This window comes from Achromobacter sp. ACM04 (assembly GCF_014851465.1).
Taxonomy (GTDB): Bacteria; Pseudomonadota; Gammaproteobacteria; order Burkholderiales; family Burkholderiaceae_B; genus Achromobacter; species Achromobacter aegrifaciens.
Map to the genome: position 1 here is coordinate 15,714 of NZ_JACUZS010000004.1, position 26,913 is coordinate 42,626.

29 protein-coding genes are annotated in these 26,913 nt (G+C 66.2%); 16 read left to right on the top strand and 13 right to left on the bottom strand.

Annotation, left to right across the window (positions count from 1 at the left end):
* Positions 1–40: 40 nt before the first annotated feature.
* The 5 genes from IB259_RS21955 to IB259_RS21975 all read right to left on the bottom strand — a co-directional run bounded on the left by IB259_RS21955 (position 41) and on the right by IB259_RS21975 (position 5,021).
* Complete coding sequence (locus tag IB259_RS21955; protein WP_042796392.1) at positions 41–1,570, bottom strand: tripartite tricarboxylate transporter permease; 1,530 nt, start codon at positions 1,568–1,570, stop codon at positions 41–43.
* 6 nt (positions 1,571–1,576) lie between these two features.
* Positions 1,577–2,005, bottom strand: a complete 429-nt coding sequence (locus tag IB259_RS21960; protein ID WP_192330403.1) for a tripartite tricarboxylate transporter TctB family protein — start codon at positions 2,003–2,005, stop codon at positions 1,577–1,579.
* A gap of 243 nt (positions 2,006–2,248) precedes the next feature.
* Positions 2,249–3,751: a sensor histidine kinase gene (locus tag IB259_RS21965; protein ID WP_119449443.1), complete on the bottom strand. Its 1,503-nt coding sequence runs from the start codon at positions 3,749–3,751 to the stop codon at positions 2,249–2,251.
* Positions 3,752–3,781: 30 nt separating this feature from the next.
* A complete protein-coding gene (locus IB259_RS21970; RefSeq protein WP_008157866.1) occupies positions 3,782–4,468 on the bottom strand; it encodes a response regulator in 687 nt (228 codons plus the stop codon).
* Positions 4,449–5,021, bottom strand: coding sequence for an RNA pyrophosphohydrolase (locus tag IB259_RS21975; protein ID WP_042796390.1), 573 nt, complete (start codon positions 5,019–5,021; stop codon positions 4,449–4,451). Before IB259_RS21975 ends, IB259_RS21970 begins: the two co-directional genes overlap by 20 nt.
* A 65-nt stretch (positions 5,022–5,086) precedes the next feature.
* Between IB259_RS21975 and IB259_RS21980 the strand changes: the two genes are divergently transcribed.
* The 10 genes from IB259_RS21980 (at position 5,087) to IB259_RS22025 (ending at position 14,088) form a co-directional block, all read left to right on the top strand.
* Positions 5,087–6,814 (top strand): proline--tRNA ligase, encoded by a 1,728-nt coding sequence (locus IB259_RS21980; RefSeq protein ID WP_054458515.1) that lies wholly within the window; start codon positions 5,087–5,089, stop codon positions 6,812–6,814.
* Between the two features lie 53 nt (positions 6,815–6,867).
* Positions 6,868–7,290, top strand: a complete 423-nt coding sequence (gene ybgC, locus IB259_RS21985; protein ID WP_054458513.1) for a tol-pal system-associated acyl-CoA thioesterase — start codon at positions 6,868–6,870, stop codon at positions 7,288–7,290.
* A 2-nt stretch (positions 7,291–7,292) separates the two neighbouring features.
* The gene (gene tolQ, locus IB259_RS21990; protein ID WP_054458511.1) at positions 7,293–7,973 is read left to right on the top strand and encodes a protein TolQ; all 681 of its coding nucleotides are present in this window, start codon (positions 7,293–7,295) and stop codon (positions 7,971–7,973) included.
* Positions 7,973–8,431 (top strand): ExbD/TolR family protein, encoded by a 459-nt coding sequence (locus IB259_RS21995; RefSeq protein ID WP_054458509.1) that lies wholly within the window; start codon positions 7,973–7,975, stop codon positions 8,429–8,431. The genes tolQ and IB259_RS21995 overlap by 1 nt, the downstream gene beginning before the upstream one ends.
* 39 nt (positions 8,432–8,470) lie before the next feature.
* A complete protein-coding gene (tolA, locus tag IB259_RS22000) occupies positions 8,471–9,592 on the top strand; it encodes a cell envelope integrity protein TolA (RefSeq protein ID WP_054458507.1) in 1,122 nt (373 codons plus the stop codon).
* Positions 9,593–9,608: 16 nt separating this feature from the next.
* Positions 9,609–10,931: a Tol-Pal system beta propeller repeat protein TolB gene (tolB, locus tag IB259_RS22005; RefSeq protein WP_054458554.1), complete on the top strand. Its 1,323-nt coding sequence runs from the start codon at positions 9,609–9,611 to the stop codon at positions 10,929–10,931.
* Between the two features lie 31 nt (positions 10,932–10,962).
* Positions 10,963–11,463: a peptidoglycan-associated lipoprotein Pal gene (gene pal, locus IB259_RS22010; protein WP_042796384.1), complete on the top strand. Its 501-nt coding sequence runs from the start codon at positions 10,963–10,965 to the stop codon at positions 11,461–11,463.
* 86 nt (positions 11,464–11,549) lie between these two features.
* Positions 11,550–12,239 (top strand): tol-pal system protein YbgF, encoded by a 690-nt coding sequence (gene ybgF / locus IB259_RS22015; RefSeq protein ID WP_054458506.1) that lies wholly within the window; start codon positions 11,550–11,552, stop codon positions 12,237–12,239.
* Positions 12,239–13,282 (top strand): iron ABC transporter permease, encoded by a 1,044-nt coding sequence (locus tag IB259_RS22020; RefSeq protein WP_054458504.1) that lies wholly within the window; start codon positions 12,239–12,241, stop codon positions 13,280–13,282. The genes ybgF and IB259_RS22020 overlap by 1 nt, the downstream gene beginning before the upstream one ends.
* On the top strand, positions 13,279–14,088 hold the full coding sequence (locus IB259_RS22025; protein WP_175181731.1) for an ABC transporter ATP-binding protein: 810 nt from the start codon (positions 13,279–13,281) through the stop codon (positions 14,086–14,088). The genes IB259_RS22020 and IB259_RS22025 overlap by 4 nt, the downstream gene beginning before the upstream one ends.
* Positions 14,089–14,106: 18 nt before the next feature.
* On the opposite strand, the gene IB259_RS22030 is transcribed toward IB259_RS22025, so the two are convergent.
* Entirely contained in the window at positions 14,107–14,604 is a 498-nt protein-coding gene (locus tag IB259_RS22030) for a YbaK/EbsC family protein (RefSeq protein ID WP_054458501.1), read from the bottom strand.
* Between the two features lie 129 nt (positions 14,605–14,733).
* Here IB259_RS22030 and IB259_RS22035 point away from each other — a divergent pair, with 129 nt between their 5' ends.
* Positions 14,734–15,543: an alpha/beta fold hydrolase gene (locus IB259_RS22035; RefSeq protein WP_192330116.1), complete on the top strand. Its 810-nt coding sequence runs from the start codon at positions 14,734–14,736 to the stop codon at positions 15,541–15,543.
* A 30-nt stretch (positions 15,544–15,573) separates the two neighbouring features.
* Here IB259_RS22035 and IB259_RS22040 read toward each other — a convergent pair whose 3' ends face one another.
* Positions 15,574–16,044 (bottom strand): Lrp/AsnC family transcriptional regulator, encoded by a 471-nt coding sequence (locus IB259_RS22040; RefSeq protein ID WP_054458496.1) that lies wholly within the window; start codon positions 16,042–16,044, stop codon positions 15,574–15,576.
* A gap of 244 nt (positions 16,045–16,288) precedes the next feature.
* Between IB259_RS22040 and IB259_RS22045 the strand changes: the two genes are divergently transcribed.
* On the top strand, positions 16,289–17,245 hold the full coding sequence (locus IB259_RS22045; RefSeq protein ID WP_225596917.1) for a DMT family transporter: 957 nt from the start codon (positions 16,289–16,291) through the stop codon (positions 17,243–17,245).
* Positions 17,246–17,252: 7 nt separating this feature from the next.
* Here IB259_RS22045 and fusA read toward each other — a convergent pair whose 3' ends face one another.
* From fusA to IB259_RS22065, 4 genes are all read right to left on the bottom strand, one after another.
* Complete coding sequence (gene fusA, locus IB259_RS22050) at positions 17,253–19,364, bottom strand: elongation factor G (protein WP_054458492.1); 2,112 nt, start codon at positions 19,362–19,364, stop codon at positions 17,253–17,255.
* Positions 19,365–19,633: 269 nt separating this feature from the next.
* A complete protein-coding gene (locus IB259_RS22055) occupies positions 19,634–20,098 on the bottom strand; it encodes a universal stress protein (protein ID WP_013391481.1) in 465 nt (154 codons plus the stop codon).
* A gap of 100 nt (positions 20,099–20,198) precedes the next feature.
* Entirely contained in the window at positions 20,199–20,543 is a 345-nt protein-coding gene (locus IB259_RS22060; RefSeq protein ID WP_042796377.1) for a TIGR01244 family sulfur transferase, read from the bottom strand.
* 38 nt (positions 20,544–20,581) lie between these two features.
* Positions 20,582–22,042, bottom strand: a complete 1,461-nt coding sequence (locus IB259_RS22065) for a PLP-dependent aminotransferase family protein (RefSeq protein WP_054458490.1) — start codon at positions 22,040–22,042, stop codon at positions 20,582–20,584.
* 149 nt (positions 22,043–22,191) lie between these two features.
* On the opposite strand from IB259_RS22065, the gene IB259_RS22070 reads away from it, so the two are divergent.
* Positions 22,192–23,115: a DMT family transporter gene (locus IB259_RS22070; protein ID WP_175161280.1), complete on the top strand. Its 924-nt coding sequence runs from the start codon at positions 22,192–22,194 to the stop codon at positions 23,113–23,115.
* On the top strand, positions 23,112–23,756 hold the full coding sequence (locus IB259_RS22075; protein ID WP_054458487.1) for a LysE family translocator: 645 nt from the start codon (positions 23,112–23,114) through the stop codon (positions 23,754–23,756). Before IB259_RS22070 ends, IB259_RS22075 begins: the two co-directional genes overlap by 4 nt.
* A gap of 8 nt (positions 23,757–23,764) precedes the next feature.
* Here the strand turns inward: IB259_RS22075 and IB259_RS22080 are convergent, their stop codons facing one another.
* Positions 23,765–24,457 (bottom strand): LrgB family protein, encoded by a 693-nt coding sequence (locus IB259_RS22080; protein WP_054458486.1) that lies wholly within the window; start codon positions 24,455–24,457, stop codon positions 23,765–23,767.
* Positions 24,447–24,851 carry a CidA/LrgA family protein gene (locus tag IB259_RS22085; protein ID WP_192330118.1) on the bottom strand — a complete coding sequence of 135 codons (405 nt, stop codon included), beginning with the start codon at positions 24,849–24,851 and terminating at the stop codon, positions 24,447–24,449. The genes IB259_RS22080 and IB259_RS22085 overlap by 11 nt, the downstream gene beginning before the upstream one ends.
* Before the next feature lie 97 nt (positions 24,852–24,948).
* Between IB259_RS22085 and IB259_RS22090 the strand changes: the two genes are divergently transcribed.
* Positions 24,949–25,836 (top strand): LysR family transcriptional regulator, encoded by an 888-nt coding sequence (locus IB259_RS22090; RefSeq protein WP_054458482.1) that lies wholly within the window; start codon positions 24,949–24,951, stop codon positions 25,834–25,836.
* Positions 25,837–25,874: 38 nt separating this feature from the next.
* Positions 25,875–26,762 carry an alpha/beta hydrolase gene (locus tag IB259_RS22095; RefSeq protein WP_119450679.1) on the top strand — a complete coding sequence of 296 codons (888 nt, stop codon included), beginning with the start codon at positions 25,875–25,877 and terminating at the stop codon, positions 26,760–26,762.
* Positions 26,763–26,913: the final 151 nt, after the last annotated feature.

The window sequence follows — 26,913 nt, forward strand, 5'->3', positions numbered from 1 at the left end:
GGCATGTAGCCGGGCCGCGTGCAGGCAAACGGAAAAGCGCTCAGGCCGCCTGCGGCACCTCGGGCTTGCCTTTGCCCTTGTTCTTGTTGCGGCGCAGGAAGGCCCACACCTGCAGGAGGACCAGCAAGGCGCTCGCACCGATGAACCACGCGCTGATCGGGCGCTCCACAAACACCGCCAGATCGCCGCGCGACAGCAGCAACGCCCGGCGGAAGTTCTCTTCGACCATGGGGCCGAGCACGAAGCCGAGCAGGATGGGCGCAACCGAGAATTCCAGCGTCATGAGGATGGCGCCGATCACACCAAAAGCCAGCACTTCCCAGATCTGGAAGAGACTGTTCTGGGTACTGAACACGCCCACCGCGATGAAGAACAGCGCCGACGGGAACAGATAGCGGTACGGTACCTGCAGCAGTTTCACCCACACGCCGATCAGCGGCACGTTCAGCACCATGAGCAGCACATTACCCACCCAGAAGCTGGCGATAAGGCCCCAGAAGATGTCCGGATGCTCGGTGATCAGTTGCGGGCCGGGCTGGATGCCCTGGATCAGCAGCGCGCCCAGGATCAGCGCCATCACGGCGTCGCCGGGGATGCCCAGGCTCATCGTGGGGATGAAGTCGACCTGCGTCTTGGAGTGCGAGGACGCTTCCGGCGACGCCACGCCGGCGATCATGCCGGTGCCGAATTTCTCGGGCGTCTTGGAGATCTTGCGCTCCAGCGCATAGGCCACGAAGGTGGTGATGGTAGGACCGGTGCCGGGCATGGCGCCAAACAGCGTGCCTACCGCCGTGCCGCGCACCATAGGCCAGAAGGCGGTCTTGAGCTCCTGCTTGCTGGGCCGCATGTCGCGCAGGCGCAGCTTGGCGCCGCTGCCGATGATGGTCATGCGGTTGACGCTCATGAGGAAGTCGGCAACGCCGAACAGGCCCATGGAAATCGCCACCAGCTCCAGGCCGTCGGACAGGTCCAGCAGCCCGAACGAAAAGCGGATGGTGCCGGTATTCACGTCCGTACCCACCACGCCGCACATCAGGCCGAACAAGGTCATCGCCACGCCCTTGAGCGGCGAGCCGCGCGACATGGTGGCGCCGGCCAAAAGGCCCAGCAACATGATCGAGAAGATCTCGGTGGGACCGAACTTGAACGCGACTTCGACCAGCAGCGGAGACGCGAAGATCATGACGATGATCCCCACCGACGCGGCGAAGAACGAACAGATCATCGTGATGCCGAGCGCCGTTCCGCCCTTGCCTTGTTTGGTCAGCGGATAACCGTCCAGGCAGGTGACCGCGTGCGGCGGATGCGAAGGCAGATTCAGCAGGATCGCGCCGATGGCGCCGCCGTACTGCGAACCGTAGAAGATGCCGGCCAGCATCAGGATGGCCGGCACCGGATGCATCACGTAGGTGAGCGGCAGCAGAATGGAAATGGCCGACAGCGCGCCCATGCCGGGCAGCACGCCGATGAGGTTGCCCACCAGCACGCCGAAGAACGACCACATCAGGTTATGCCACTGGAAGGCGACGCCGAAGCCGTACCAGAGGTCCATCAAGGATTGCGAAATCATGGCGCTTCAACCCCAGCGAAACAGCGGAAGCTGCAGCTGCAGCGCCCACCAGAAGACGACGACCGCGATGACGGTCATGGCGATCGAAAGCAGCAGAGCCTGCTTGATCGTGTTGTTGCGGTCGCCCAGCGCCGAAATGAAAACGATGGCGAACGTGGCAGGCAGCAAACCGCCGTAATGACCCAGCAGCAGGAAAGCCAGGATGCCCAGCAGGATGCAGGCGCCGCCGCGGAAGTCCGGCAGGCCGTGGACATGGCCGTCGCCGGGCGCAGGCGCGGACGATTCACCCGAGCGCGCCGAGATGGCGATCAGCACGCCGGTCAGCGCCAACAGGCCGCCGAGCGCCGCGGGAAAAAAGCCCGGCCCCATGTGACTCAGGGTGCCGATGTGATAGTCGGTGCCACCGTAGATCGCCCCCAGCCCGATGAGGACCATCAGCGCTCCGCCGTAATAGTCCTTTCTATTGATTGTCTTTTGCACTTCATCCTCCTTCGTGGTGCGGCCGTGCGCCTGGCCGGGACGCACCCGCGAAACGAGCGCCATCCGGTGCCTGGCGACAGGCCCGGACGCAGATTACGGAAGGAAGCTGCTAATCCGCTTTCTGTGCGCTGTCGCGTTCCTGAATTCAGGGGTTATCCCTGAACGGAAGCCGCGCATGACTGCGGAAATGGGGAGAAGTTACTGATCGCCCTTGAGCTCGACATCGAGCGGACGAGGATATTGGGAGACCGTGGACGCCAACGGCAGCCACAGCACGGAGGCCAGGCCAACGCCGCCTTGCGCGTTCGGTTCGCCGTCGCGCAGTTCGATGTCACCGTCGTTGCGGCGCGCGTAGGCGCGGGCAATCGCCAGGCCCAGGCCCGAGCCCGACGAGGCGACCGGCTTGTCCGTGCCGACCCGCTCGAAACGCGCGAAAGCGCGCTGGCGCAGTATCGGGTCCAGCCCCGGCCCGTTGTCGGAAACAGCGACCTCGGCGCGGTTGTCGTGGCAGCAGACCGACACGGTGATGCGTGCGCCCGCGGGCGCGTAATGGATGGCGTTGTGCACCAGGTTCGACAAGGCTTCGTGCAGTTCGGCCTCGTTGCCCGACACCGGCGCGGGGATTTCCTGGCCCTCTTCGGAACCCGCCTGTACCCAGCCCAGGTCCTGCTGTTTTTCGTGCGCCAGCGGCAGATACTGCAGCACCACCTCGCGCGAGACGGCGTTCATGTCCAGCAGTTGCCGCGGCAACTGGTCGGCCTGGTTGGCGTGAGCCAGCGACAGCAGCTGTTCAGTCAGGCGACGTGTGCGACCCAGCTGGTCGACGATGCCACGCAGGCCCTCCTGCGCCCGCGCCGGATCGCGTTCGCGCAGCGCATACTGCGCCTGCGTCAGCATGATGGCCAGCGGCGTGCGCAATTGATGCGAAGCATCGGCCAGGAACTGCGACTGCTCGTCGAGGACGCGGCGGTAGCGGGCGATATGGTGATTGACCGCATCGACCAGCGGCGCCACTTCGCTGGGCACGCGCGAGGCGTCCAGGGGCGTCAGGTCGTCGGGGCGGCGCGCGCGGATGTCGTTACGCAGGCGGCGCAGCGGCTTCAGCGCCCACGACACGCCCCACCACACCAGCAGCGCGACCAGCGCCAGCATGCGGGTGTCGCGCAGGATTTCCTGGCGCCGGGCATTGTTCTCGGCCTCGATGCGCTTGCCTGTGCTTTCAGCCACCACGACCAGCACCTGGCGGTGCTGACCCTGGTAGTACAGGTCGCGCACGACGGCCACGACGCGCACGGGATCATTGCGATAGACGCTGTCGTAGAAAATCGGCTGGCTGTTGGAACGCGGCCAGGTGGGCGGACGCGGCATTTCCGGCATGCCGAGCAAGGTCTTGCCGGGCTCGGTGGGCACGGCGGCGCCGTCCGGCAGCGGCGGATCGATCTCTTCGATGCGGAAATACTTGCGCAGGCCTGCGCGGGACTCGAGCATCACCTGCGCGTACAGCGGCGTAGCGACCTGCAGGTTGCCGTCAGCAGTGAATTCCAGGCTGCTTTCCAGCACCCGGGCCGGCTCGACCAGGGCGCTGTCGTAGGCTTCGTTGGTGATCTCGGCCAGCGTGCGGTAGTCGTTCACGCTGTCCACGACCAGCAGCATGATCACGCCCGGCAGCAGCAGAATGATCAGCAGCGCGCGGATGCCCACGCGCGGCAGCTCGGATAGCCGCAGCCTCACTCAGGATTCCGCGGACTCGCTGGCGACGCTTTCCAGCATGTAGCCCAGCCCGCGCACGGTGACGATGCGCACGTCGCTGCCAGCCAGCTTCTTGCGCAGCCGGTGCAGCACCACCTCGATGGCGTCGGGATTGGCTTCGCTGTCGTGCGTGAAGACCTTGCCGAACAGCTGGGATTTGTCCACCGGATAGCCGCTGCGCGTGAGCAAGGCAGCCAGGGCGGCATGCTCGCGCGGGGTCAGGAACAGCAGCGAGCCGTCCAGGGTGAAGGCGCGGCTTTCGCTATCGTAGGACAGCGAACCGCATTGCAGGCGCGGATGCTGGCGGCCGCGGCTGCGCCGCACCAGCGCCGTCAGGCGCGCTTCCAGTTCCTCGAGCGCGAAAGGCTTGGTGAGGAAATCGTCCGCGCCCAGGTTCAGGCCACGCACGCGGTCCTGCAAGGCGCCCTGGGCGGTCAGCAGGAGCACGGGGGTGCGGTCGTCGCGGTTGCGCATTTCACGCAGCACCACCAGGCCGTGCTTGTCGGGCAGGCGCAAGTCCATGACGATGGCGTCGTATTCAGTACCGGCCATGAAGGCTTCGGCGGTGCGGGCGTCGGCCGCGTGGTCCGGCACGAACCCGCTCTGGGCGAGCGCGCGCATCAACCAGGACGCCATGTCCCGTTCGTCTTCAACCAACAATATGCGCATGACCGTCCGTTCCTTCGGGCAGATTCTCTGCCGCCCGTTGCCCGTGCACCCGCTGGCGCAAGTAGCGGGTTTCGTGATGGCGCCGGAAGAGGATAGCCGACAGCTCGTTCAGCGCCTGGGTGTAGACGTCGCGCTTGAACTCGATCACGGCATCCAGGGGCACCCAATACTGGCTCCAGCGCCAGGCATCGAATTCCGGATGCTGCGTCGCGCGCAAGCACACGTCACTGTCACGTCCTACCAGGCGCAACAAGAACCAAATCTGTTTTTGTCCTTTATAGTGGCCACGCCACTCACGCCGGACGAAGTGATCGGGCACGTTATAACGTAACCAATCGCGTGTACGCCCCAAAATACGGACATGCTCGGGCTTCAAGCCCACCTCTTCATGGAGTTCGCGATACATGGCCTGCACCGGGCTTTCGCCATACTTGATGCCGCCTTGGGGGAACTGCCAGGCATGTTCCCTGATACGCTTGCCCCAAAAGACCTCGTTTCTACCGTTGACGAGAATGATGCCGACATTGGGGCGGTAGCCTTCGCGGTCAAGCATGGGCCACCCCCACCGAATTCAATACAATTACGATCGATTATACGTATCTGCAGCCACCTTTAAACATGCGCGCATCCAACTACCACATCAACACCCTCAAAGAAGCCCCTTCCGAAGCCGAAGTCGCCAGCCATCAGCTGATGACCCGGGCAGGGATGATCCGCAAGCTCGCGGGCGGCATCTACACCTACATGCCCCTGGGGCTGAAAGTCATTCGCAAGGTCGAGGCCATCGTCCGCGAAGAAATGAACGCCGCGGGTGCGATCGAGCTGCTGATGCCGGTGGTGCAGCCGGCCGAGCTCTGGCAGGAGTCGGGCCGCTGGGAGCAATACGGCGCCGAGCTGCTGCGCATCAAGGACCGGCACCAGCGCGATTTCGTGCTGCAGCCTACGTCCGAGGAAGTCATCACGGACATCGCGCGCAATGAAATCCACAGCTATCGCCAGCTGCCGGTGAACTTCTATCACATCCAGACCAAGTTCCGGGACGAGCGCCGCCCGCGCTTCGGCCTGATGCGCGGCCGCGAATTCACCATGAAGGACGCCTATTCGTTCGACCGCGACGAAGCCGGCGCGCAGGCCAGCTACGACACCATGTTCAACGCCTACATGCGGATTTTCGGCCGTCTGGGCCTGGAATTCCGCGCCGTGGCCGCTGACACGGGCTCGATCGGCGGCACCCGCAGCCACGAATTCCAGGTGATCGCCGACACCGGCGAAGACCTGCTGGTCTACAACGCCGACTCGGACTACGCCGCCAACATGGAACTGGCCGAGGCCCCGGGCCTGTACCCCACCCGCGCCGAACCCGCCCAGGCCATGGCCGAAGTGCCCACGCCGGGCGCCGCCAAGTGCGAAGACGTGGCCAAGCTGCTGGGCCTGCCGCTGGAGCGCACGATCAAGTCCATCGTGCTGGCCACCGACGGCGAGAAAGGCGCCGACATCTGGCTGCTGCTGCTGCGCGGCGACCACGAACTCAATGAAATCAAGGCCGGCAAGCTGCCCGGCCTGGCGGGCTTCCGTTTCGCCACGGAAACCGAGATCGTCGAAACCTTCGGCTGCAAGCCGGGCTACCTGGGCCCGGTCAAGACCGTCCGCCCCGTGCACGTCATTGCCGACCGCACCGTGGCCAACATGGCCGATTTCGTCTGCGGCGCGAACAAGGAAGACTTCCACATCCAAGGCGTGAACTGGGGCCGTGACCTGCCCGAGCCCGAACTGGTAGCGGACCTGCGCAACGTGGTTGCCGGCGACCCCTCGCCGGACGGCAAGGGCACCCTGTCGATCCAGCGCGGCATCGAAGTCGGCCACGTGTTCTACCTGGGCAAGAAGTACTCGGAAGCCCTCAAGGCCACCTTCCTGGACGAAACCGGCAAGCCCGCCGTCCTGGAAATGGGCTGCTACGGCATCGGCGTGACCCGCATCGTGGGCGCGGCCATCGAGCAGAACCACGACGCCCGCGGCATCATCTGGCCGCGCGCGATCGCCCCCTTCGAAGTGGTAATCTGCCCGGTCGGCTGGGGCAAAAGTGAAACCGTGCGTGACACCGCGCAAAAGCTCTATGAATCCCTGCTGGCGCGCGGCGTGGACGTCATCCTGGACGACCGCGATGCCCGCCCGGGCGTGATGTTTGCTGAATGGGAGCTGATCGGCGCGCCGCTGCGTGTAACAGTTGGAGAACGCGGGCTGAACGATGGTGTGGTGGAATTGCAGGCCCGTCGGGAAACCGAAGCGGCCAAGATTCCGGTAGAGTCCGCGCTTGAAGCCGTGCTGACGAAACTCGACACGCTGTAAACTTTATAGTAACTACGGACTTTCCGCGTCCCGACTGCCCTTTCCTATCCATCGTGACCGATCCGAAGTCCGCCGAATCCGTCCTGCAGGTCCGTGTCTATTACGAGGACACGGATGCAGGCGGAGTGGTTTTCTACGCCAACTACTTGAAATTCCTGGAGCGCGCACGTACCGAGTGGCTGCGCGACCTGGGGGTCAACCAGTCCAACCTGGCGGTCAGCGAGCAACGTCTATTCGTTGTCCGCTCCCTGGACATGTCCTACCGCAAGCCGGCCAGGCTGGACGATTTACTGACGATACGCAGCCGGGTCACACGACTGGGCCGCGCTTCGATACACTTCGCGCAACGCGCGGAACGCGACGGGGAACTGCTTGCCGAAGGCAACATCCAAGTCTGCTGCGTCGATGCCGTTCACATGCGGCCGGCGGAGTTGCCGGCTGACGTTCGCGCCAAACTGGAATTCATTCAGGAATAACCATGCAAGTCACCAACGACATGTCGTTGCTTTCGCTGATTTCGCACGCCAGCGTGCCGGTCCAGCTGATCATGCTGATGCTGTTGGGCATTTCGATCATGTCCTGGACCTATATCTTCGCCAAGCGGCTGGCGATCAAGCGGGCCCATGCCCAGACCCGCCGCTTCGAAGACGATTTCTGGTCGGGCGGCGACCTGTCCATGTTGCAGCAGGCCGTGGCCTCGCGCCGCGACGAGCAAGGCGCGCTGGCCCGCATCTTCGATGCCGGCATGACCGAATTCCTGAAAGCGCGCCGCGGCAATGCCTCCGGCGACGCCACCGCCCTGCTGGACGGCCCGCGCCGCGCCATGCGCGCCGCCTACCAGCGCGAGATGGATTCGCTGGAATCGCACCTGAACTTCCTGGCTTCGGCCGGCTCCGTGTCCCCTTACATCGGCCTGCTGGGTACGGTCTGGGGGATCATGCACGCCTTCATCGGCCTGTCGAACATGCAGCAGGCCACCCTGGCCTCGGTGGCTCCCGGCATCGCGGAAGCGCTGATCGCCACCGCCATCGGCCTGTTCGCGGCCATTCCCGCCGTGGTCGCCTACAACCGCTTCACGAACGACATCGATCGCATCTCGATCCGTTTCGACAGCTTCGTCGATGAATTCCTGAACATTCTGCAACGGCAGGTGCGCTAATGCCCTCGGTAAGCTCACGCGGCAGGTCCGGCCGCCGCATGAAGGCCGACATCAATGTGGTGCCGTACATTGACGTGATGCTGGTGCTGCTGGTCATCTTCATGGTGACCGCCCCTCTCATCACGCCCGGCCTGATCCAGTTGCCCTCCGTTGGCGCGGCCTCGGACGTGCCGGTCAAGCCGCTGGAAGTCCAGATTTCGGAAGACGGCAAGATCGCCCTGCGCGTGCGCGAACCCGGCGCCACCATGCAGGACATCGCGCGCCCCGAACTGGTGGCGCAAGTGCGTTCGCGAATTACCGCGGAAACCCCGGTGGTCATCGCCGCCGACGGCAAGGTGCCCTACGAGACGGTCGTGAAGGTCATGGATGAACTTCGCACCAGCGGCATCACCCGCCTGGGTCTGCTGGTGGACCAGTCCGCCGGCGCATCCCAGCCTGCTCCCGCGAAAAAACGCTAACGCGACGCCTTCCGCCGGCGCCGCCGGCATGCAACGCTCATGACGCCACCCATAATCCGACACCGCAGCGGCCCCCCGGCCACCCCGCCCAACCACGACAACCGGAAGGCATTGATCCTGGCCGTGGCCGTGCACGTGCTGCTGCTGATCGTCTTGATCTTTGGCGTGAACTGGCGCTCCGAGAGCCCTGGCCCCGTGCAGGTACAGCTCTGGGCAGACGGTAACTCGCCCGACTCCCCGCCGCCCACGCCGCAACCCGAACCCCCGAAGCCGCAGCCCAAGCCGGAACCGAAGCCGGAACCTGAAAAGGCGCCCGAGCCTCCCCCGCCGCCGCCCCCTCCTCCCAAGCCTGAGCCCGAGGCCCAGCCCAAGACCGAGGAAGTCGATCCCGAGATCGCGCTGCAGGAAGCCAAGAAAAAGCGCGAGCAAGAGGAAAAGGCACGCCAGGCCGCCGAAGCCGCCAAGGAAAAGGCGCGCCTCGACGAAGAACGCAAGCAGGCCGAACTGAAGGAAAAGAAGCGCCTGGAGCAGGAACGCCAGGCCGCTGAAAAGGCTGCTGCCGAAAAGGCCGCCGAGAAAGCCGCCGCCGACAAGGCTGCCGCCGAGAAGAAGGCCAAGGACGACGCTGCCAAGAAGGCCGCGGCGGAAAAGGCTGCCGCCGAAAAGGCCGCTGCCGAGAAGGCTGCGGAAGAAAAGGCTGAAAAGGCGGCCGCCGAGAAGGCTGCCGCCGAGAAGAAAGCCGCGGCCGAGAAGAAGGCCAAGGAAGAAGCCGCCAAGAAGGCCGCCGCCGACAAGGCGCTGAAGGATGCCTTCCGCAACGACGCCCTGGGTGCCGCCGGTATCCCCGGCGGCACGGCCGACCGCAATCAGGCGGGCGGCGGACGCGACAGCGGCTATGGCGCCAAGGTCCGCGCCTGCGTGCAACCCGGGGTGGCTTATCCGCCCCCGCCCCGCAGCGGATCGGAAAATCCCACGGCACAATACCGGGTACAGTTAGGTTCCGACGGGAAGGTCAACGGCGTCACCTTGACCAGTTCTTCGGGCAATGCCGGCTTCGACCGTGCGGTCGAGACGGGCATCCGCCGTTGCAACCCCTTCCCGAAGCCCTCGACGGGCCGCTACGAACCCATTATTGACGTTGTGTACAGAATGTATGATTGACAGGAGATTGATGAATATGACTCCCGCTTATAGCCGACGAGTACCCCCCCTCGCTCTCTGGCGATCGTATGGACTCGGGCTGCTGATGCTGGCCCTGGCCTGCCTGATGGCCATCAAGCCCGCCCATGCGCAGCTGCGCGTCGATATTTCCGGTACCGGCGCCACCCAATACCCCGTGGCCATCGCCGATTTTGCAGTCGACGACACCCATGGCCGCGCCCTGGCCGAAGTCATCCGCGCCGACCTGACCCGCACGGGCCAGTTCCGCCTGATCAACGCCGCCGGTTCCGGCCTGAACGTGGACTCCCCCATCGCCCATGACGACTGGCGCGGCAAGGGCGCCGATTTCATCGCCTACGGCAGCATCGTGCGCGGCGCCGACGGCCGCTACGACGTGCGCTACCGCCTGGCCGACACGGTCAAGAAGAGTCAGCTGGACGGCGTGGCGTTCTCGGGCACCGAGCAGGAACTGCGTCGCGTGGCGCACCAGATCGCCGACCGCATTTACGAGAAGATCACCGGCGTTAAGGGCGTTTTCTCGACCCGTATCGCGTACGTGCTGAAGAAGGGCGCCACCTACGAACTGCAGGTGGCAGACGCCGACGGACAGAACCCGCAGGTCGCCCTGCGTTCGCGCGAGCCCATCATTTCGCCGTCCTGGTCGCCCGATGGCTCCAAGCTCGCCTATGTGAGCTTCGAATCCGGCAAACCTGTCGTCTACGTGCACAATCTGGCAACCAGCGCCCGCTCGCCCGTCGCCAACTTCAAGGGCAACAACAGTGCGCCCGGCTGGTCGCCCGATGGCAGCAAGCTGGCGGTGGCTCTGACCCGCGATGGTTTGTCGCAAATTTACATCGTTGGCGCGACCGACGGCTCGAATCCGACCCGAGTTACGCGTTCTCCCGGGATTGACACCGAACCGAGCTTTACGCCAGACGGTGCTTCCATTATCTTTACGAGTGACCGCAGCGGCGGGCCGCAGATCTACCAGACCGGCTCGAGTGGTGGCGAAGCACGCCGCCTCACGTTTAATGGTGGTTACAACATATCACCCCGAATTTCCCCCGATGGATCGACGCTGCTGTACGTTGCAAGACGCGACGGCGCGTTTCGAATCGCATCGTTGAACCTGTCCTCAGGCTCCGAGACCTTGTTGACTGATGGTCGTGACGATCAGTCCCCGAGTTTTGCGCCGAATGGAATGCAAGTCCTCTACGCAGCCATCCAAAATGGCCGTAGCGTGCTTGCTGGTGTCTCGAGCGATGGCCGCGTACGGCAGACGCTTTCGGTACTGAATGGGGAAATACGTGAACCGACTTGGGGCCCATTTACCCGATAACACGTGTGACTCTCTTTGCAAAGGAACTATCATGAAGTCGCGCATTGCCAAAAGCCTAACCATCGCCGCTCTGGCTGCCGCCCTGGCAGCTTGCAGCTCCGTCCCTCTCGACGATAAAGCGGGTCAGGGCGGAGGCGCTGGCCAAGGATCCTCGGCCTCTGGCCAGATCCTTGATCCCTTCAACCCCCAAAGCATCCTGGCGCAACAGCGCTCGGTGTACTTTGACTTCGACAGCTACACGGTGTCGGACCAGTACCGCAGCTTGGTCGAAACCCACGCCAAGTACCTGGCCTCGCATCAGCAGCAGACCATCAAGATCGAAGGCAACACCGACGAACGCGGCGGCGCTGAATACAACCTGGCCCTGGGCCAGCGCCGTGCCGACGCTGTGCGCCGCATGATGACCCTGCTGGGCGTCAGCGACAACCAGATCGAAACCATCAGCTTCGGTAAAGAAAAGCCGAAGGCGACTGGCACGTCGGAAGCCGACTTCGCGGAAAACCGCCGCGCCGATATCGTTTATCGCCGCTAAGCTTTTTCGTATAGTCTAGAGCCCTACCACGCGTCGGGACGGTCAACCGGCCGTCCCGACGTTTGTTTTTATACCCGGGAATTTTCATGCGCGATAACGTTCTGTCCCTGCGTCCTCTGATTGCGGCCACCGGCCTGGTGCTTGCCGCCCTTGCGGCGCCCGCCCACGCTTTTTCCGACGATGAAGCCCGCCGGGCCATCCTGGACTTGCGCCAACAGGTGCAGCAGCAGAACGAACAAAGCCAGCGCGCCAAGCTGCAATTGGCCGACCAGATCCAGGCCTTGCAGCAGGAAGTCGCCCAACTGCGCGACCAACTCGAACTGGTGTCGCGCCAGCAGCCCTCGGCCAAGCCGGGCGGCGCGGCGGGCAGCGCCAATCCGCCGGGGGCCTCCGCTGGCGATCCCCAGGAACAGGCCGCCTATGACGGCGCGATCGATCTGTTCCGCAAGGGCCAGTACAAGGAAGCGTCCGAATCGCTGGCCGCCTTCACCGCCCTGTACCCCGCCAGCCAGCTCGCGCCCAGCGCCCAGTTCTACCTGGGCAGCAGCCGCTATGCGCTGAAGGACTTCAAGGGCGCCATCGAGCAGTTGAACGCCATGGTGCAGAAGGCCCCGGACAACGCGCGCGCACCGGACGCCCTGCTGGTCATCGCCGGCAGCCAGATCGAAATGAACAACCGCGCCGGCGCCAAGACCACGCTGCAGCGCATCGTGCGCGACTACCCGACCACGCCGGCCGCCAACACGGCCAAGAGCCGTCTGCAGCTGCTGCAGTAATGCCGCCTGCCGCGAGCGCGGTTGCCGCTTACCAGCACATCCTGCGCCGCCGGGCAGGGCTTATCGCCCTGCTGCTGGCGGCGCTTTTCATTGCGCTGCTGGCCGACTTCACGGTCGGCCCTTCGGGCCTGCCCTGGGGCGAACTGTGGCAGACGCTCACGGCTCCCGCCGCGGCCGATCCAACCACACGCGTGATCGTGTGGGAGATCCGCCTGCCATCGGCGCTGATGGCGGCTCTGGTCGGCATGGCGCTGGGAATGGCGGGTGCGGAAATGCAGACCATCCTGAACAACCCGCTCGCCAGCCCGTTCACGCTGGGCGTGTCGTCCGCTGCGGCCTTTGGCGCCTCGCTGGCCATCGTGCTGCAGCTGGGCCTGCCCGGCGTCCCCGCCGGCTGGCTGGTGGCGGGCAACGCCTTCCTGTTTGCGCTGCTGGCGGCGCTGATGCTGGACGCCGTGACCCGCTGGGGCGGCATGAATACCTCGGGCGTGGTGCTGTTCGGCATCGCCATGCTGTTTACCTTCAATGCCCTGGTGTCGCTGGTGCAGTTCATGGCCAGCGCCGAGGCGCTGCAGAACCTGGTGTTCTGGACCATGGGCAGCCTGTCGCGTTCCAGCTGGACCACGGTCGGCGTGCTGGCTGCGGCCTTTGCAATGGCGCTGCCGCTGGCCATGCGCCAATCCTGGAAGCTGACCGCGCTGCGCCTGGGTGAAGACCGCGCCGCAAGCTTCGGCGTGGACGTGCGCCGCGTGCGCGTCGCGGCGCTGGCCCGGGTCAGCCTGCTGTCGGCGCTGGCCGTGGCTTTTGTCGGCACGATAGGCTTCATCGGGCTGGTCGCGCCGCACATTGCGCGGCGGCTGTTTGGCGAGGACCACCGGTTCTTCCTGCCGGGCAGCGCGCTGGTGGGCGCGGTGATCCTGTCGCTGGCGTCGATCGCCTCCAAGAACCTCATGCCGGGCGTGATCGTGCCGGTAGGCATCGTGACGGCACTGGTCGGCATACCCTTTTTTGCGTCGGTGGTGCTGCGCCGGCAGATGCCATGACCGCGCCGCGCACCGCTTCTGCAACGACGCTATCCGTGCGCGGCCTCACCGCTGGCTACGGACGCACGGACGTGCTGCATGCGCTGTCGATACCCGAGTTGGCCGCCGGCCAGGTGACCGCCCTGCTCGGCCCCAATGGCAGCGGCAAATCCACCCTGCTCAAGGCACTGGCGGGCCTGGTCCGCGTGCGCGCCGGAAACGTCACGCTGGACGGCCGCGACCTGCTGCGACAAAGTTTCGGCGAACGCGCGCGGCACGTGGTCTACCTGCCCCAGGGCCTGCCCGCCGCCGTGCACCTGCGGGTGTTCGAATCCGTGCTGGTGGCGGCCAAGGCCGGCGACGGCCTGGGTACGCCGGTGGACATGCACGCCATAGACCGGCTGCTGGAGCGCCTGGGCATTGCCCATCTGGCCTTGCAGTACCTGGATTCGCTGTCCGGCGGACAGAAGCAACTGGTGGGACTGGCGCAGGCCTTGATCCGCCATCCGCGCGTACTGCTGCTGGACGAGCCGCTTTCGGCGCTGGACCTGAACTACCAGTTCCACGTCATGCAACTGCTGCGGCAGGAAACCCTGGAGCACGGCCTGATCAGCGTCATCGTGCTGCATGACCTGAACGTGGCGCTGCAGCACGCCGACCGGGCCGTCATGATCCATGATGGCCGGCTGCACGCCGAGGGGCTGCCGGCGGATGTGATCACGCCGGCATCGCTGGCGGCGGTCTACGGGGTCGAAGGACGGGTGGAGGCCTGCTCGCGCGGCCTGCGGCAGGTGCTGATCGACGGGCTGCAAGCACACCCGCACTGAGCGCGAGCCGGCGCGATGTCAGGCGCGCAGCGCCACGTCCACGACCGGCGCGCCGGTCATGTCCGCCAACTGCCGCGGCGTCAGGTTGAACACCGCGTGCGGATGCCCGGCGGCGGCCCACAGGCTGTCGTAGTTGAAGAGATCCGCGTCCAACAGCATCACCGGCTTGACCGCATGGCCGATGGGGCAGACGCCGCCGATCGCGTAGCCGGTCATGTCGCGCACGAACTTCGCGTCCGCCTTGGCCAGCCCGCCCACCTGCGAGGCCACCTTGGCCTCGTCCACGCGGTTCGCGCCGCTGGCGATGACCAGCACCGGCGCGTCATCCGAGGCGCGCCGGAAGATGATGGACTTGGCGATCTGCGCAACCTCGCAGCCTAGCCCCGCCGCCGCTTCCGCCGAGGTCTTGCCGGTTTGCGGCAGGACGACCACGGGCTTGTCATGGCCCAGCTCCAGCAGCAGGCGCGCGACGCGCTGGGCGGATTCGGGCAAGGCGGCAAGGGACTCAGGCGACATCGGGGCGGCTCCGTGGAGTTGGGAAATCAGCGCGGCCAGCGCGCCGAGGGATCGGAAAACGAGTTTATCAGCGCCGGGGCCCGGCGCCTGCGGGCTAGAATGCGCTCCTGGCTTTCCCATCCGACACCCATGCGTTCCGAACCCGTCCTGCCCCTGCAAACCGCCCTGATCGGCGGCTACGCCTTGTCCTACACCGAGTATGGCAGCGGCGCGCCTCTGGTGCTGGTGCACGGTTCCCTGTCCGACTGCCGCTACTGGAAGTCGCAGATGGCGCCGTTGGGCAAGTCGTTCCGCGTGCTGGCGGTATGCCTGCGCCGCTACTGGCCCGAGACCTGGGATGGCGAGGGTGATGGCTTTTCGATCGAACAGCATGCCAGCGACGTGCTGGAGTTCATCGATACCGTGGCGGGCGAACCGGCCCATCTGGTGGGGCATTCCCGCGGCGGCCGCGTAGCGCTGGAAGCGGCGCTGCAGCAGCCCGGCGCAGTGCGCAGCCTGACCCTGGCCGACCCGGGTCTGCCCTTGCCTGGTGACGACGACCTGCGCGGCGGTTTTCGCCAGCGCGCGCTGGCGCTCATCCGCGACGGCGAGATCGAAGACGGCCTGGCGCTGTTCGTGGATACCGTGACGGGCCCCGACACCTGGCAACGCATGGTGCCGTGGTTCAAGGAGATGGTGCGCGACAACGTCGGCACGCTGTTCGGACAGGCCGAGGAGAAGCCCGAAGCGCTGACGCCGGCGCAGATCGGCACGCTGAAGCTGCCGACCCTGCTGATTGGCGGCGCGCTCAGCCCTGCCCCCTACCCGGCCGTGCTGGACGCGTTGTCGCAATGGCTGCCGCAGGCGCAGCGGGTGACGATCACGGGATCGTCGCATGGCATGAACTTGGGCAATCCGCGCGCCTTCAACGGCGCCATCGAAGGCTTCATCAACGGCTGACGCCGGATCTGCCCGGCCGCAGCGCGCGCCTCAGGGTTCGACCGAAGGCGTGTGCTTCAAGCGCCGCAACACAAAGGTGGATCGGCTGTGCCGCACGCCGCGCAGCTTGTAGAGCCGCTTGCGCAGGAATTCCTCGTAGCCTTCGGTTCCCGCCACTGCCACCTTGATCAGATAGTCGTACTCGCCCGTCACGAGAAAGGCCTCGACCACTTCCGGCAGCCGCGTGATCTCTTCGCCAAAGCGCGCCAGCGTGTCGTCGTCGTGATGTTCCAGCGTCACCTCGATCATGACGGTGTCCGGCAGGCCCAGCGCTTTCTGGTTCAAGAGGGCCGCGTAGCCTTCGATCACGCCCGCCTCTTCCAGAGCCTTGACCCGGTTCCAGCAGGGCGTGGGCGACAGCCCCACCTGCTCGGCCAGCTTCAGGTTGGTGAGGCGTCCGTCGGCGCGTAGCGCGCGCAGGATCTTGCGGTCGGTTTCGTCGATTTTGGGCGATGCGGGCATGATGGACGGATAACGAAGATATTTTCCCTTCAAAAACTAATTCTACAAGACAACTATTCTCCAGATTCCCCAAATATGGCGTGAATCAGGAAACCTATTTTGCCCTCCTGCCCGTAGACTCTCCTGCAAGACGGTCACCTATCCCGCCCGTCCGATTTCGGCGTCCACGCTGCGGCATAACCCGGCGCAGGCGCCGGCAGTATCAACGCAGCACGCCGCGCGCCGATCCGCGCGGCAGGAAACCATGTCTCTCGCAGCAGCAGCACCCGCAAGATCCGGCCTGGGCCTGTCCGGCACCGCCATGCTTTTCGCCGCTCCGGCGCTATTCGCCTCCAACATGGTGGCGGCCCGCTGGGCCCATGATGCCAACCTCCCTCCTGTTTTTCTGGCCTTCGGCCGCTGGCTGATCGCCCTGCTGATCCTGCTGCCGCTTGCCGCGCCCGCCCTGCGCGCGCACCGCAAGACCTTGTGGCGCGCCCTGCCGTCGCTGGCGCCGCTGGCAGTGCTGGGGATGGGCGTGGCCGTGGCACCGCAGTACATCGGCGCCCAGAACACCAGCGCGACCAATATCGCCCTGATCTTTTCGTGCAGCCCTATCCTGGTGGCGCTGCTGGAAGCCATCATCTGGCGCAAGCCGCTGTCCGCCCTGCGCGGCGCGGGCCTGGCGCTGGCCCTGGGCGGCGTGCTGGTGGTGCTGGCGCGCGGCGATGCGCAGACGCTGGCCCGCCTGGATTTCGGCCAGGGCGACCTCTGGGTGCTGCTGGCCGCCACCGGCTGGGCCTTCTACACCGTGCTGCAAAAGCGGCTGAGTCTGCCCGCGGTGCCGGACAGCGCCCGGCTGGCGGCCATGATGCTGGGCGGCGTGCTGGCCCTGGCGCCCTTTGCCGCGATCGAGGCTGCGGCCGGCGCCACGCCGCCCTGGGGCGATCCGCGGCTGGCCGCGGTGCTGCTGTTCCTGGCGGTGGTGCCCAGCCTGGGCGCGTACTACGTGTACGGCCGCCTGATCAGCCAGGCGGGGCCAGCCACGGCGGGGCTGTCGATGTTCCTGGTGCCGGTCTATGCCGCGCTGCTGGCCTGGCCGCTGCTGGGCGAGGCCCCGCAGCTGTTCCATGCCTACGGCTTCGTGATGATTCTGCTGGGCGTGAAACTGGCCTCGTCGCGCATGCGCGCGGCGGCGGCCACGGCCGCCGCCCCCGCCTGACGCTGACTCAGCGGCCCGAGCCCTGGGCCGCCATCACTTCCTGCGCCACCTGGCGCGGCGCCTCGGCATAGTGCTTGAACTCCATGCTGTAGGTCGCGCGCCCCTGGGTCAGCGACCGCAGCGAGGTGGAGTACCCGAACATTTCGGCCAGCGGCACTTCGGCGCGCACCAGCTTGCCGCCGCCACCCGCGATGTCCTCCATGCCCTGCACCATGCCGCGCCGCGAGGACAAGTCGCCCATGACGTTGCCGGTGAAGTCTTCGGGCGTTTCCACCTCGACCTGCATCATGGGTTCCAGCAGCACGGGATCGGCGCGGCGCATGCCTTCCTTGAAGGCCATCGAGCCCGCCATCTTGAAGGCGTTCTCGTTCGAGTCCACGTCGTGGTACGAACCGAAGAACAGCGTCGCCTTCACATCCACCACGGGGTAGCCCGCCAATATGCCGGCGTTCAGCGCTTCGCGTATGCCCTTGTCGACGGCCGGAATGAATTCGCGCGGCACCACGCCGCCCTTGATGGCGTCGACGAATTCATAGCCCTTGCCGGGCTCCTGCGGCTCAAGCTTGAGCACCACATGGCCGTACTGGCCGCGTCCGCCGGATTGCTTGACGAACTTGCCCTCGACCTCGTTGCAGGTCTTGCGTATGGTTTCGCGGTACGCGACCTGGGGCTTGCCCACCGTGGCCTCGACGCCGAACTCGCGCTTCATGCGATCGACCAGGATCTCCAGATGCAGCTCGCCCATGCCGGAAATGATGGTCTGTCCGGACTCTTCATCCGTGCGCACGCGGAAGGACGGATCCTCCTGCGCCAGGCGGCCCAGCGCGATGCCCATTTTTTCCTGGTCTGCCTTGGTCTTGGGTTCCACCGCCTGCGAAATGACGGGCTCGGGAAAGACCATGCGCTCCAGGATGATGATGTGGGCCGGGTCGGTCAGCGTGTCGCCGGTAGTGACGTCCTTGATGCCCACCGCCGCGGCGATGTCGCCCGCGTAGACCTCGGTGATTTCGCGCCGTTCATTGGCGTGCATCTGCAGGATGCGCCCCAGGCGTTCCCGCTTTTCCTTGATGGGATTGAAAACGGAGTCGCCCGACTTCACCACGCCGGAATAGACGCGGAAGAACACCAGCTGGCCGACGAAGGGGTCGGTCATGATCTTGAAGGCCAGCGCCGAGAACGGTTCGTTGTCGGTGGGATGCCGTTCGATTTCGTGGTCGCGCTGGTCATGGCCCTTGATCGCGGGTACGTCCACCGGCGAAGGCATGTAGTCGATGACCGCATCCAGCATGGCCTGCACGCCCTTGTTCTTGAACGCGCTGCCACAGAGCATGGGGACGATTTCGTTGGCGATGGTGCGCATGCGCAGACCCTGCTTGATCTCGTCTTCGGTCAAGGGTTCGCCCGACAGGTATTTTTCCAGCAGGGTTTCGTTGGCTTCGGCCGCCTTCTCCACCATCTTGTCGTGCCATTCCTGGGCCTGCGCCTGCATTGCGGCGGGAATGTCGCGGTACTCGAAGCGCACGCCCTGGCTGGCCTCGTCCCAGATGATGGCCTTCATCTTGACCAGGTCGATCACGCCTTCGAAATGGTCCTCGGCGCCCACCGGCAGCTGGATGGGCACGGCGTCGCCCTTCAGGCGCTCGGCGATCTGGCGCTGCACGCGCAGGAAGTCCGCGCCGACCCGGTCCATCTTGTTGACGAAGGCCAGCCTCGGCACCTTGTACTTGTTGGCCTGGCGCCAGACGGTTTCCGACTGCGGCTGCACGCCGCCCACGGCGTCGTAGACCATGACCGCGCCATCCAGCACGCGCATGGAGCGTTCTACCTCGATGGTGAAATCGACGTGGCCCGGCGTGTCGATGATGTTGATGCGGTGTTCGGGATAATTGCCCGCCATGCCCTTCCAGAAGGCGGTGGTGGCGGCCGACGTGATGGTGATGCCGCGCTCTTGTTCCTGCTCCATCCAGTCCATCACGGCGGCGCCGTCGTGCACCTCGCCGATCTTGTGGGTGATGCCGGTATAGAAGAGGATGCGCTCGGTGGTCGTCGTCTTGCCCGCGTCGATGTGGGCGCTGATGCCGATATTGCGGTAAAGCTCGATACGCGTCTTGCGAGTCATGGCCTCTTCCCTTGCAGTGAACTACCGGGCGAAGACGGCAAGCCCGACCGGGCCTTGCCGCGGCGGGCGCCATGCCGCGTAGGGTGCTTGAGAATCGCGGAACCGCGCCCGCACTGATGCGTAAATATTACGCGCGGCGCGCCAGGAAACAAGCCTAGTCCCTGCAAAGGCCAAGGATAAAAAAAGCCCCTCCAGCGGGAGGGGCTCGGTAGCCATGCACCAGCCTGGGGCAGCTCCGTAGAGCATTCCGCGGCGGTCGATGCGACAGGCTACTTCTTTTCTTCCTTGACGCGATACACCAGCACTGCCGTGCTGGCCAGCGACAGGACCTTGGCGGTGACGCTGCCCAGCAGCAGGCGCGACAGGCCGCTGCGGCCGTGGCTGCCGATGAAGATCAGGTCGCAGCCGGCGTCGGCGGCGGCTTGCACGATGCCGTCGGCAACGTTGAAGTTCGACACGGCGCGCGACTCAGACTTCACGCCAGCGGTGTCGGCGCGGTCGGTGATCTGCTTGAGGTACTTGTCGGCCTGCTCGGCGGAGGCCTTTTCGTAGTCTTCGTCGGTGATGGCGTAAGCGGCAGCCATGCCGTCAAAACCGATCGTTGCCGCGAAAGGCTGGGTCACGTAGAGCGCGACGACTTCAGCGCCCACGGAACGCGCAAAGCAAATGCCGGCATTGGCGGCTTGGGCCGAGAGCGGAGAACCGTCGGTGGGAATCAGGATCTTCTTGAACATCTTGCCTGCTCCTGTTTGTGAGGTACCTCCATGCTACCGGAAACGCGCCAGGTTCACATCAACCGAACCCAGCGCGCCTTGACGCGCGTCAAGCCTGCGTTCAGCCCAGCTGCTGGGCGGCGGCGAACAGATTGGTGCAGCGGGTGCCGGTGCGGCAGTACGCCAGGACCGGGCCGGGCAGCGTGCGCAACAGCTCGGCGAAACGCACCACGTCGGCGGCGGTCATGGCGCTGCCCACGACGGGCTGGTATTCGATCTGCAGGCCGGCGGCCAGGGCGGCCTTGGACACGTCTGCGGCGGTGGGCTGGTCCGGGCCGCCTTCGAAATCGGGACGGTTGATGATCACGCTCTTGTAGCCGGCGGCGGCGACGTCCGCCATGTCGTCCGGGCCGAGCTGGGGCGCGACGGCGAAATTCTGGGTCAGGGGTTTGATGGGTGCGGACATGGCGGTTCCTTCAATGGCTTCAAAGAGACAGCTTTCTATTATTGATTGCTGGAGACGTTTTGCGCGAAGATTTTTTCCAGATCGGTCCAGACGCCCCGATGATCGGCGATCGTGACCGAAAAGCGCAGCATCGTCGACGGCGCCTGGGACGGGGAAAACAGCGTGCCCGGCGCCAGCAGCATGCCGTGGTCGGCCGCCACGCGCGCCAGCGCCTCGGTATCGCGACCGTAGTCGGCCCAGACGAACATGCCGGCGTGCGGCTCGTGATGCACCGTCAGGCCCAGTTTCAGCAGTCCTTTCAGGCACCGCTGGCGGGCATCGTCCACCCGCAGGCGCACGCGCTCGATGTGGCGGCGGTACTGCCCTTCCATCAGCACCCGGTGGATCACCCGCTCGCCGAGTTCTGGCGAGGTCAGGCCGGCCAGCATCTTCAGGTCGGCGAGCTTCTGCAGGATCTCGGGATTCGCGGCCAGATAGCCCACCCGCAGGCTGGCCGCCAGCATCTTGGAATAGCCGCCCACCAGGATCACCCGCTTCAGGCGGTCCAGCGCGGCCAGCTTCATGGCGCCGCCTGGATGCAGTTCGCCGTAGGTGTCGTCCTCGACCACCAGGAAATCGTGGCGTTCGGCGATGCGCAGGATGTCGTAGGCGGCGCCGGCCGACAGCGTGTGGCCGGTGGGGTTGTGCACCGAACCGTTGATGATGAAGAGCTTGGGCTTGTGCTGGGCCGCCAGCTGTTCGAGCAGCGCCGTGTCGGGGCCGTCCGGGCCGCGCGGCACGCCGATCAGGCGCGCGCCGAAGGCGGCCAGCCGGCCGAAGATGACGAACCATGCCGGGTCTTCGACCAGTACGGTGTCGCCCGGTTTGACCAGGTGCCGCGCGATCAGGTCCAGCCCGTGCGTGACGCCGTTGGTCGTGAGCAGATTGAGTTCCGGATGCGCAGGCACGCCATCGTTCTGCAGGAAGGCGGCGATCTGCTGGCGCAAGGGGCCGAAGCCCTGGGGATGCCCATAGCTGACCAGATGGCCGCGTACGGAGCGGCCCACGGCGCGCACCGCGCCTGCCACCATCTCGGGGTCCAGCCAGTCCGCGGGCAGCAGTCCCGCGCCGCCGGGCATGCCTGAAGGATTGGTGTCGCGGAACATGCTGCGCAGCAGCCAGGCGACGTCGATCCGCGCAGGCGGCGTGAACGCCGCGGGCGCCGCGCTGGCCACGGCGGCCAGTTGCCCGCTGCGCGCCCGTACGAAGAATCCCGCGCCGCGCCGCGACTGCACCAGGCCGCGGGCCACCAGGCGGTCGTAGGCCTCGACCACGGTGAAGCGGCTGACGCCCGACTGTTCGGCCATCTTGCGGATCGACGGCAGGCGGGTGCCGGGCCGCAGGCCCTGTTCATCGATGCGGCGCGCCAGCCCATCGGCCAATTGCGCCACCAGGGTGGCGTCGGCCTGGCGCACGGGCTGCCAAGGCATGGAGGCGGTCGCGGCGGAAGCAACTGTCATGGGGATTTCACCAGGCCAGTGATTAAAGTGATATGCAAAAGTGTACCGGTACTGTACCGACAACTATGCGTAGAGTGACAGCAATGCCGAAAACCCGCAATAGCGGATGGGCGCGATGCCCGCGGCGTTCCCCTACCTTGGTGGCTGCGATGACCCGTCCCGCTTTCTATCCGACCTCCCAGGCTGCGCCTGGCGCCCCCGCTGGGCTATGGGAGGGGTACGGCTATGGTTTTCTGGGAGTGCTGGTCTTTTCCCTGACGCTGCCCATGACGCGCCTGGCGGTCGGCGAGCTGGCGCCGCTCCTGGTGGGACTGGGCCGCGCGCTGCTGGCGGCCGTGCCGGCGATTGCCGTGCTCTGGCTGACGCGCGCCCGCCGGCCCAACCGCGAGGAATGGCCCGGCGTGATCCTGGCCGCCCTGGGCATCGTGGTGGGCTGGCCGCTGGCGTCCTCGCTCGCCATGCAGACCGTGCCCGCGTCGCAGGGCGCCGTCTTCAATGGGCTGCTGCCCCTGTCGACCGCGGCCTTTGCCGCGCTGCGCAGCGGGGAGCGCCCCTCGCCCGCCTTCTGGGCCTGGGCCGTGCTTGGCGCCGCGCTGGTGACGGCCTATGCGCTGCGCCAAGGCGAAGGCGCCCTGCAGACGGGCTATCTGTGGCTGCTGCTGGCCGTGTTGCTGGGCGGCATGGGCTATGCCGAAGGCGCGCGCGCTTCCCGCACGCTGGGCGGCGGGCGCACCATCTGCTGGGCCCTGGTGATCAGCGCCCCCGTGGTGGCCGCGCCAGTCGGCTGGATGGCGGCGCAGCAGGCCAGCTGGCCCAGCGCCCCGGTGATCTACGCCAGCGCCTATCTGGCGCTGGGATCGATGTTCCTGGGCTTTTTTGCCTGGTATCGCGGCCTGGCCGTGGGCGGCATCGCCCGGGTCGGCCAGGTGCAGTTGCTGCAACCGTTCCTGACGGTGTTGGCAGCCGCATTGTTGTTTGGCGAATCGGTGGAACCGGCGACGTATGTCTTCGCCGCTGCCGTGATCGCCGTCATCGCCGGCGGACGCCGCGCCATCGTCAGGACCAAAGAATGAATCTGCTCCCCTCCAACTGGGCCGACGTGCCTCTGATGTCCCTGTCCTTGCTGGGCCCCCTGGCCATGTTCGCGCTGGTCAGCTCCATTACGCCCGGACCCAACAACGTAATGCTGGCCTCGTCCGGCCTGAATTTCGGCTTCCGCCGCAGCGTGCCGCATCTGCTGGGCGTGAACCTGGGCTTCACCTTCATGATCTTCCTGGTCGGCATCGGACTGGGCTCGGTGTTCCAGCAGGTGCCGCAGTTGTACACCGTGCTGAAGTACGCGGGCGCGGCCTATCTGCTGTACCTGGCGTGGAAGATCGCGAATTCAGGTGAAATGGACGACGGCGAGACGCGCGGCAAGCCGTTCACCTTCCTGCAGGCCGCCGCCTTCCAGTGGGTCAACCCCAAGGCCTGGGTCATGGCCGTGGGCGTGATCGCCACCTACACCCCGCAGAACGGCTTCTTCGCCAATCTGGTCATCGCCACCGTAGTCTGCGGCATCGTCAACCTGCCCAGCATCGGCATCTGGGTGACCTTCGGCACGGCGCTGCGCCGCGTGCTGCACAAGCCCTGGGCGATCCGCGCCTTCAATGTGGGCATGGCGCTGCTGCTGGTAGCGTCGCTGTATCCGGTGGCGCTGGAAATGCTGCACTGACGCGGCCCTCAGGCCAGCAATCCCACAACCACGGCGGGCGTGACCAGCACATTGAACAGGCCCGCCATCACCATCACCAGGCCCGCGACGGCGCCCTCATCGGCCGCCAGCTCGCGGGCCTTGGCCGTTCCGGCGCCATGCGCGCCCATGCCGAACAACGCGCCGCGCGCCAGCGCCGATCGCAGCGGCAGCCAGCGCCGCATCAACTGGCCCATGGCCGCGCCGAACACGCCCGTAACGATCACGAAGACGGCGGTCAGGTCCGGCACGCCGCCCACGTGCGACGACACGGCCACCGCGAACGGCGTGGCCACCGAACGCGGCAGCAGGCTCAGGCGCAGGTCCGGCGACAGGCCCAGCAAGCTGCCCAGCATCCAGGCGCTGGCGCCTGCGATCAGGCTGCCCACCGCCACGCCCGCCACCAGCACGGGCCAGTAACGGCGGATCAGCGCGCGCTGTTCGTACAAGGGCAGCGCGAAGGCGACGATGACCGGCCCCAGCATCGCCATCAGCCAGTGCGACCCCGCCATGTAGTCCCGGTAGCCGGTGTGCAGCGCAAGCGCAAGCGCCAGCAACAGCGCGGGCGCCACCACCAGGGTCGACGTGCACCAGTAGGCGTAGCGCCGGTAGAACAGGCGCGCGCAGACATAGGCCAGCACCGTCGCGGCGGGCCAGAATAACAAGTTGAAATCAGCTGGCATGGCGGTTCATCCAGCGGTAGCAGAGATCGATGGTCAAGGCCGTGCCCGTCATCACCAGGGCCGTGCCCAGCAGGATGACGGCCAGCAGCTTCAGGCCCAGCACGCCCAGGAATTCGCGGTGGTCCAGCAGCGACATGACGGCCGGCACGAAGAACAGCAGCATCTCGCCCAGCAGCCAGCTGGCGCCGCGACGCACGTTGCGCACCCGCAGGCGGCGCGTGGCCAGCAGCAACAGCACCAGCGCCATGCCGATGACGCCGCCCGGCACGGGCAGCCCCAGCAACTGGGCCAACGCCTGACCCAGCAGGGAGAAGAGGACCAGCAGGCAGATTTGCAGCACGCGGCTGCGGCGCAGCTTGCTGCGTAGAAGAATGGCGAGGCGTGGGCGAGACATGAGACGAAGTTCCTGCGGCAAGCAGATGTTTTACGCCTGCGCCGCCCATAGATAAAATGAATTCATTGAATTCAGGCCATTCCAATAAGGCATAAACATGGAACTGCGTCCCCTGCGCGCCTTGGTCGAAGTGGTCCGCCAGGGCGGTTTCTCCCAGGCCGCCAAGACCATCTTCGCGACCCAGCCCACCGTGAGCAAAGCGGTGCGGCAGCTGGAAGACGAACTGGGCATGCCGTTGCTGGACCGCCACGCCCAGCCGCCGCGGTTGACCGCCGCCGGCGAAATCGTCTACCGCCGAGCCGTCGCCATGCTGGCGCAGCGCGACGATCTGCACGCCGAGCTGGACGAACTGAAGGGGCTCAAGCGCGGCGTGCTGCGCCTGGGCCTGCCGCCGCTGGGCAGCAGCACGCTGTTCGCACCCATGTTTGCGCGCTTTCGCAGCCGCTATCCGCAGATTGAAATCAGTCTGGTGGAACACGGCAGCCGCCGGCTGGAGGAAATGGTGATGGCCGGCGAGATCGAACTGGCCGCCTCGCTCAAACCGGTGCCCGACATCTTCGAATGGCAGCCCGTGGCGCGCGAGCCGCTGGTGGCGCTGATGCCGGCCGACCACCCCAAGGCGCATGCTGAAACCGTCGGGCTGAGCGACTTGCGGGACACGCCTTTCATTCTGTTCGAGACGGGCTTCGCCCTGAACCGCATCATCCACGACGCCTGCCAGCGCGCCGGCTTCGCCCCTGCCGTTGCCGCGCGCAGCGGCCAGATCGATTTCATCGCGGCGCTGGTGGCGGCCGGCCTGGGGGTGGCCTTCCTGCCGCGCCTGAAGGCCCGCGAAGAGCTGCACGCCGGCGTGGCGCGGGTGCCGCTGCGCGATGCCGGCACGGACTGGGAGATGGTGCAGGTGTGGCGGCGCGGCGGTTACCTGTCGCATGCCGCCCAGGCCTGGCTGGCCCTGACCCGCGAAGTCCATCCCGAAGTATGCTGATGCCGGAACCCAGCCGCCTCGCCCGGGTCAGATAATCCATGCCAGCCTTCCCCCGCCTCTCTCCCCGCCGCCTGTTCGCCGTTGCCCTCTTGGCCGGCGCCAGCGTCGTCGGCTGCACCCAGCTCGATTCCTGGCAGCGGCAGACCATTTTCTCCCCCCAGTCCGAACCGCAAACATGGTGGCGCGAACCCGCCGCCGGCACCCAGGTTTACGACCTGACGCTGGCCGGTGGCGACAAGGTGCGCGCCTGGTACTGGCAAAGTCCCCAAGCCGGCGCGCCCACCGTGCTGTACCTGCATGGCGCACGCTGGAACCTGAACGGCAGCGCCTTCCGCATCGACGGCTGGACGCGCATGGGCTATTCCGTGCTGGCTATCGACTACCGCGGCTTCGGCGCCTCGACCCCGCGCCTGCCGTCCGAGGAAAGCGCGCTGGAAGACGCAATGGCCGGGTTGAAGGAGCTGGCCCGCATCCAGCCCGATCCGGCGCGCCGTTTCATCTACGGCCACAGCCTGGGCGGCGCGATCGCGATCGACCTGGCCGCGCGCCCCGAACAACCGGCGTTCGCCGGCCTGATCGTGGAATCCAGCTTCACCAGCATCGGCGCGATGCTTGCCACGCTGCGCTGGGGCAAGGTGCCCGGCGCCAGCCTGCTGGTCACGCAGCCGTTCGCCTCGGTGGAAAAGCTTGCGCGCATGCACACGCCCATGCTGTTCATGCACGGCACCGCCGACCGCGTGGTGCCGCACACCATGAGCGACGAGCTCTACGCCGCCGCCAGCAACGTCGCGCCCGAGCTCAAGCGCCTGGTCAAGATCGAAGGCGCCTCGCATTCCGGCGCCTTCCGCAGCGGCGCGCAGTATGAAACCGCGGTGAAGACTTTCATGCAGGACGCGAGCCGCGCGTATCCGCGCAAGGCGGGCTGACAGCCATCCGCGTCGACGCGGCAGGCTCGGACTGCCTGCCCATGCCTCCTTAGCGCGCTTCCCTTTCGTGACCCGCCCCGCGGAAAGACACGCGCCGCGCTGGCCCCACGCCGAAAGCAATGCCCTCTTGGGAAATCCCCCCGGGTTGACC

What these genes read in the sequence shown, in the direction of transcription:
- IB259_RS21955 (WP_042796392.1), bottom strand. Translation starts at nt 1,570, where the DNA reads ATGATTTCGCAATCCTTGATGGACCTCTGGTACGGCTTCGGCGTCGCC.
- IB259_RS21960 (WP_192330403.1), bottom strand. Translation starts at nt 2,005, where the DNA reads ATGGTCCTCATCGGGCTGGGGGCGATCTACGGTGGCACCGACTATCAC.
- IB259_RS21970 (WP_008157866.1), bottom strand. Translation starts at nt 4,468, where the DNA reads ATGCGCATATTGTTGGTTGAAGACGAACGGGACATGGCGTCCTGGTTG.
- IB259_RS21975 (WP_042796390.1), bottom strand. Translation starts at nt 5,021, where the DNA reads ATGCTTGACCGCGAAGGCTACCGCCCCAATGTCGGCATCATTCTCGTC.
- IB259_RS21980 (WP_054458515.1), top strand. Translation starts at nt 5,087, where the DNA reads ATGCGCGCATCCAACTACCACATCAACACCCTCAAAGAAGCCCCTTCC.
- tolQ (WP_054458511.1), top strand. Translation starts at nt 7,293, where the DNA reads ATGCAAGTCACCAACGACATGTCGTTGCTTTCGCTGATTTCGCACGCC.
- IB259_RS21995 (WP_054458509.1), top strand. Translation starts at nt 7,973, where the DNA reads ATGCCCTCGGTAAGCTCACGCGGCAGGTCCGGCCGCCGCATGAAGGCC.
- tolA (WP_054458507.1), top strand. Translation starts at nt 8,471, where the DNA reads ATGACGCCACCCATAATCCGACACCGCAGCGGCCCCCCGGCCACCCCG.
- tolB (WP_054458554.1), top strand. Translation starts at nt 9,609, where the DNA reads ATGACTCCCGCTTATAGCCGACGAGTACCCCCCCTCGCTCTCTGGCGA.
- pal (WP_042796384.1), top strand. Translation starts at nt 10,963, where the DNA reads ATGAAGTCGCGCATTGCCAAAAGCCTAACCATCGCCGCTCTGGCTGCC.
- ybgF (WP_054458506.1), top strand. Translation starts at nt 11,550, where the DNA reads ATGCGCGATAACGTTCTGTCCCTGCGTCCTCTGATTGCGGCCACCGGC.
- IB259_RS22020 (WP_054458504.1), top strand. Translation starts at nt 12,239, where the DNA reads ATGCCGCCTGCCGCGAGCGCGGTTGCCGCTTACCAGCACATCCTGCGC.
- IB259_RS22025 (WP_175181731.1), top strand. Translation starts at nt 13,279, where the DNA reads ATGACCGCGCCGCGCACCGCTTCTGCAACGACGCTATCCGTGCGCGGC.
- IB259_RS22030 (WP_054458501.1), bottom strand. Translation starts at nt 14,604, where the DNA reads ATGTCGCCTGAGTCCCTTGCCGCCTTGCCCGAATCCGCCCAGCGCGTC.
- IB259_RS22035 (WP_192330116.1), top strand. Translation starts at nt 14,734, where the DNA reads ATGCGTTCCGAACCCGTCCTGCCCCTGCAAACCGCCCTGATCGGCGGC.
- IB259_RS22040 (WP_054458496.1), bottom strand. Translation starts at nt 16,044, where the DNA reads ATGCCCGCATCGCCCAAAATCGACGAAACCGACCGCAAGATCCTGCGC.
- IB259_RS22045 (WP_225596917.1), top strand. Translation starts at nt 16,289, where the DNA reads ATGTCTCTCGCAGCAGCAGCACCCGCAAGATCCGGCCTGGGCCTGTCC.
- fusA (WP_054458492.1), bottom strand. Translation starts at nt 19,364, where the DNA reads ATGACTCGCAAGACGCGTATCGAGCTTTACCGCAATATCGGCATCAGC.
- IB259_RS22055 (WP_013391481.1), bottom strand. Translation starts at nt 20,098, where the DNA reads ATGTTCAAGAAGATCCTGATTCCCACCGACGGTTCTCCGCTCTCGGCC.
- IB259_RS22060 (WP_042796377.1), bottom strand. Translation starts at nt 20,543, where the DNA reads ATGTCCGCACCCATCAAACCCCTGACCCAGAATTTCGCCGTCGCGCCC.
- IB259_RS22065 (WP_054458490.1), bottom strand. Translation starts at nt 22,042, where the DNA reads ATGACAGTTGCTTCCGCCGCGACCGCCTCCATGCCTTGGCAGCCCGTG.
- IB259_RS22070 (WP_175161280.1), top strand. Translation starts at nt 22,192, where the DNA reads ATGACCCGTCCCGCTTTCTATCCGACCTCCCAGGCTGCGCCTGGCGCC.
- IB259_RS22075 (WP_054458487.1), top strand. Translation starts at nt 23,112, where the DNA reads ATGAATCTGCTCCCCTCCAACTGGGCCGACGTGCCTCTGATGTCCCTG.
- IB259_RS22080 (WP_054458486.1), bottom strand. Translation starts at nt 24,457, where the DNA reads ATGCCAGCTGATTTCAACTTGTTATTCTGGCCCGCCGCGACGGTGCTG.
- IB259_RS22085 (WP_192330118.1), bottom strand. Translation starts at nt 24,851, where the DNA reads ATGTCTCGCCCACGCCTCGCCATTCTTCTACGCAGCAAGCTGCGCCGC.
- IB259_RS22090 (WP_054458482.1), top strand. Translation starts at nt 24,949, where the DNA reads ATGGAACTGCGTCCCCTGCGCGCCTTGGTCGAAGTGGTCCGCCAGGGC.
- IB259_RS22095 (WP_119450679.1), top strand. Translation starts at nt 25,875, where the DNA reads ATGCCAGCCTTCCCCCGCCTCTCTCCCCGCCGCCTGTTCGCCGTTGCC.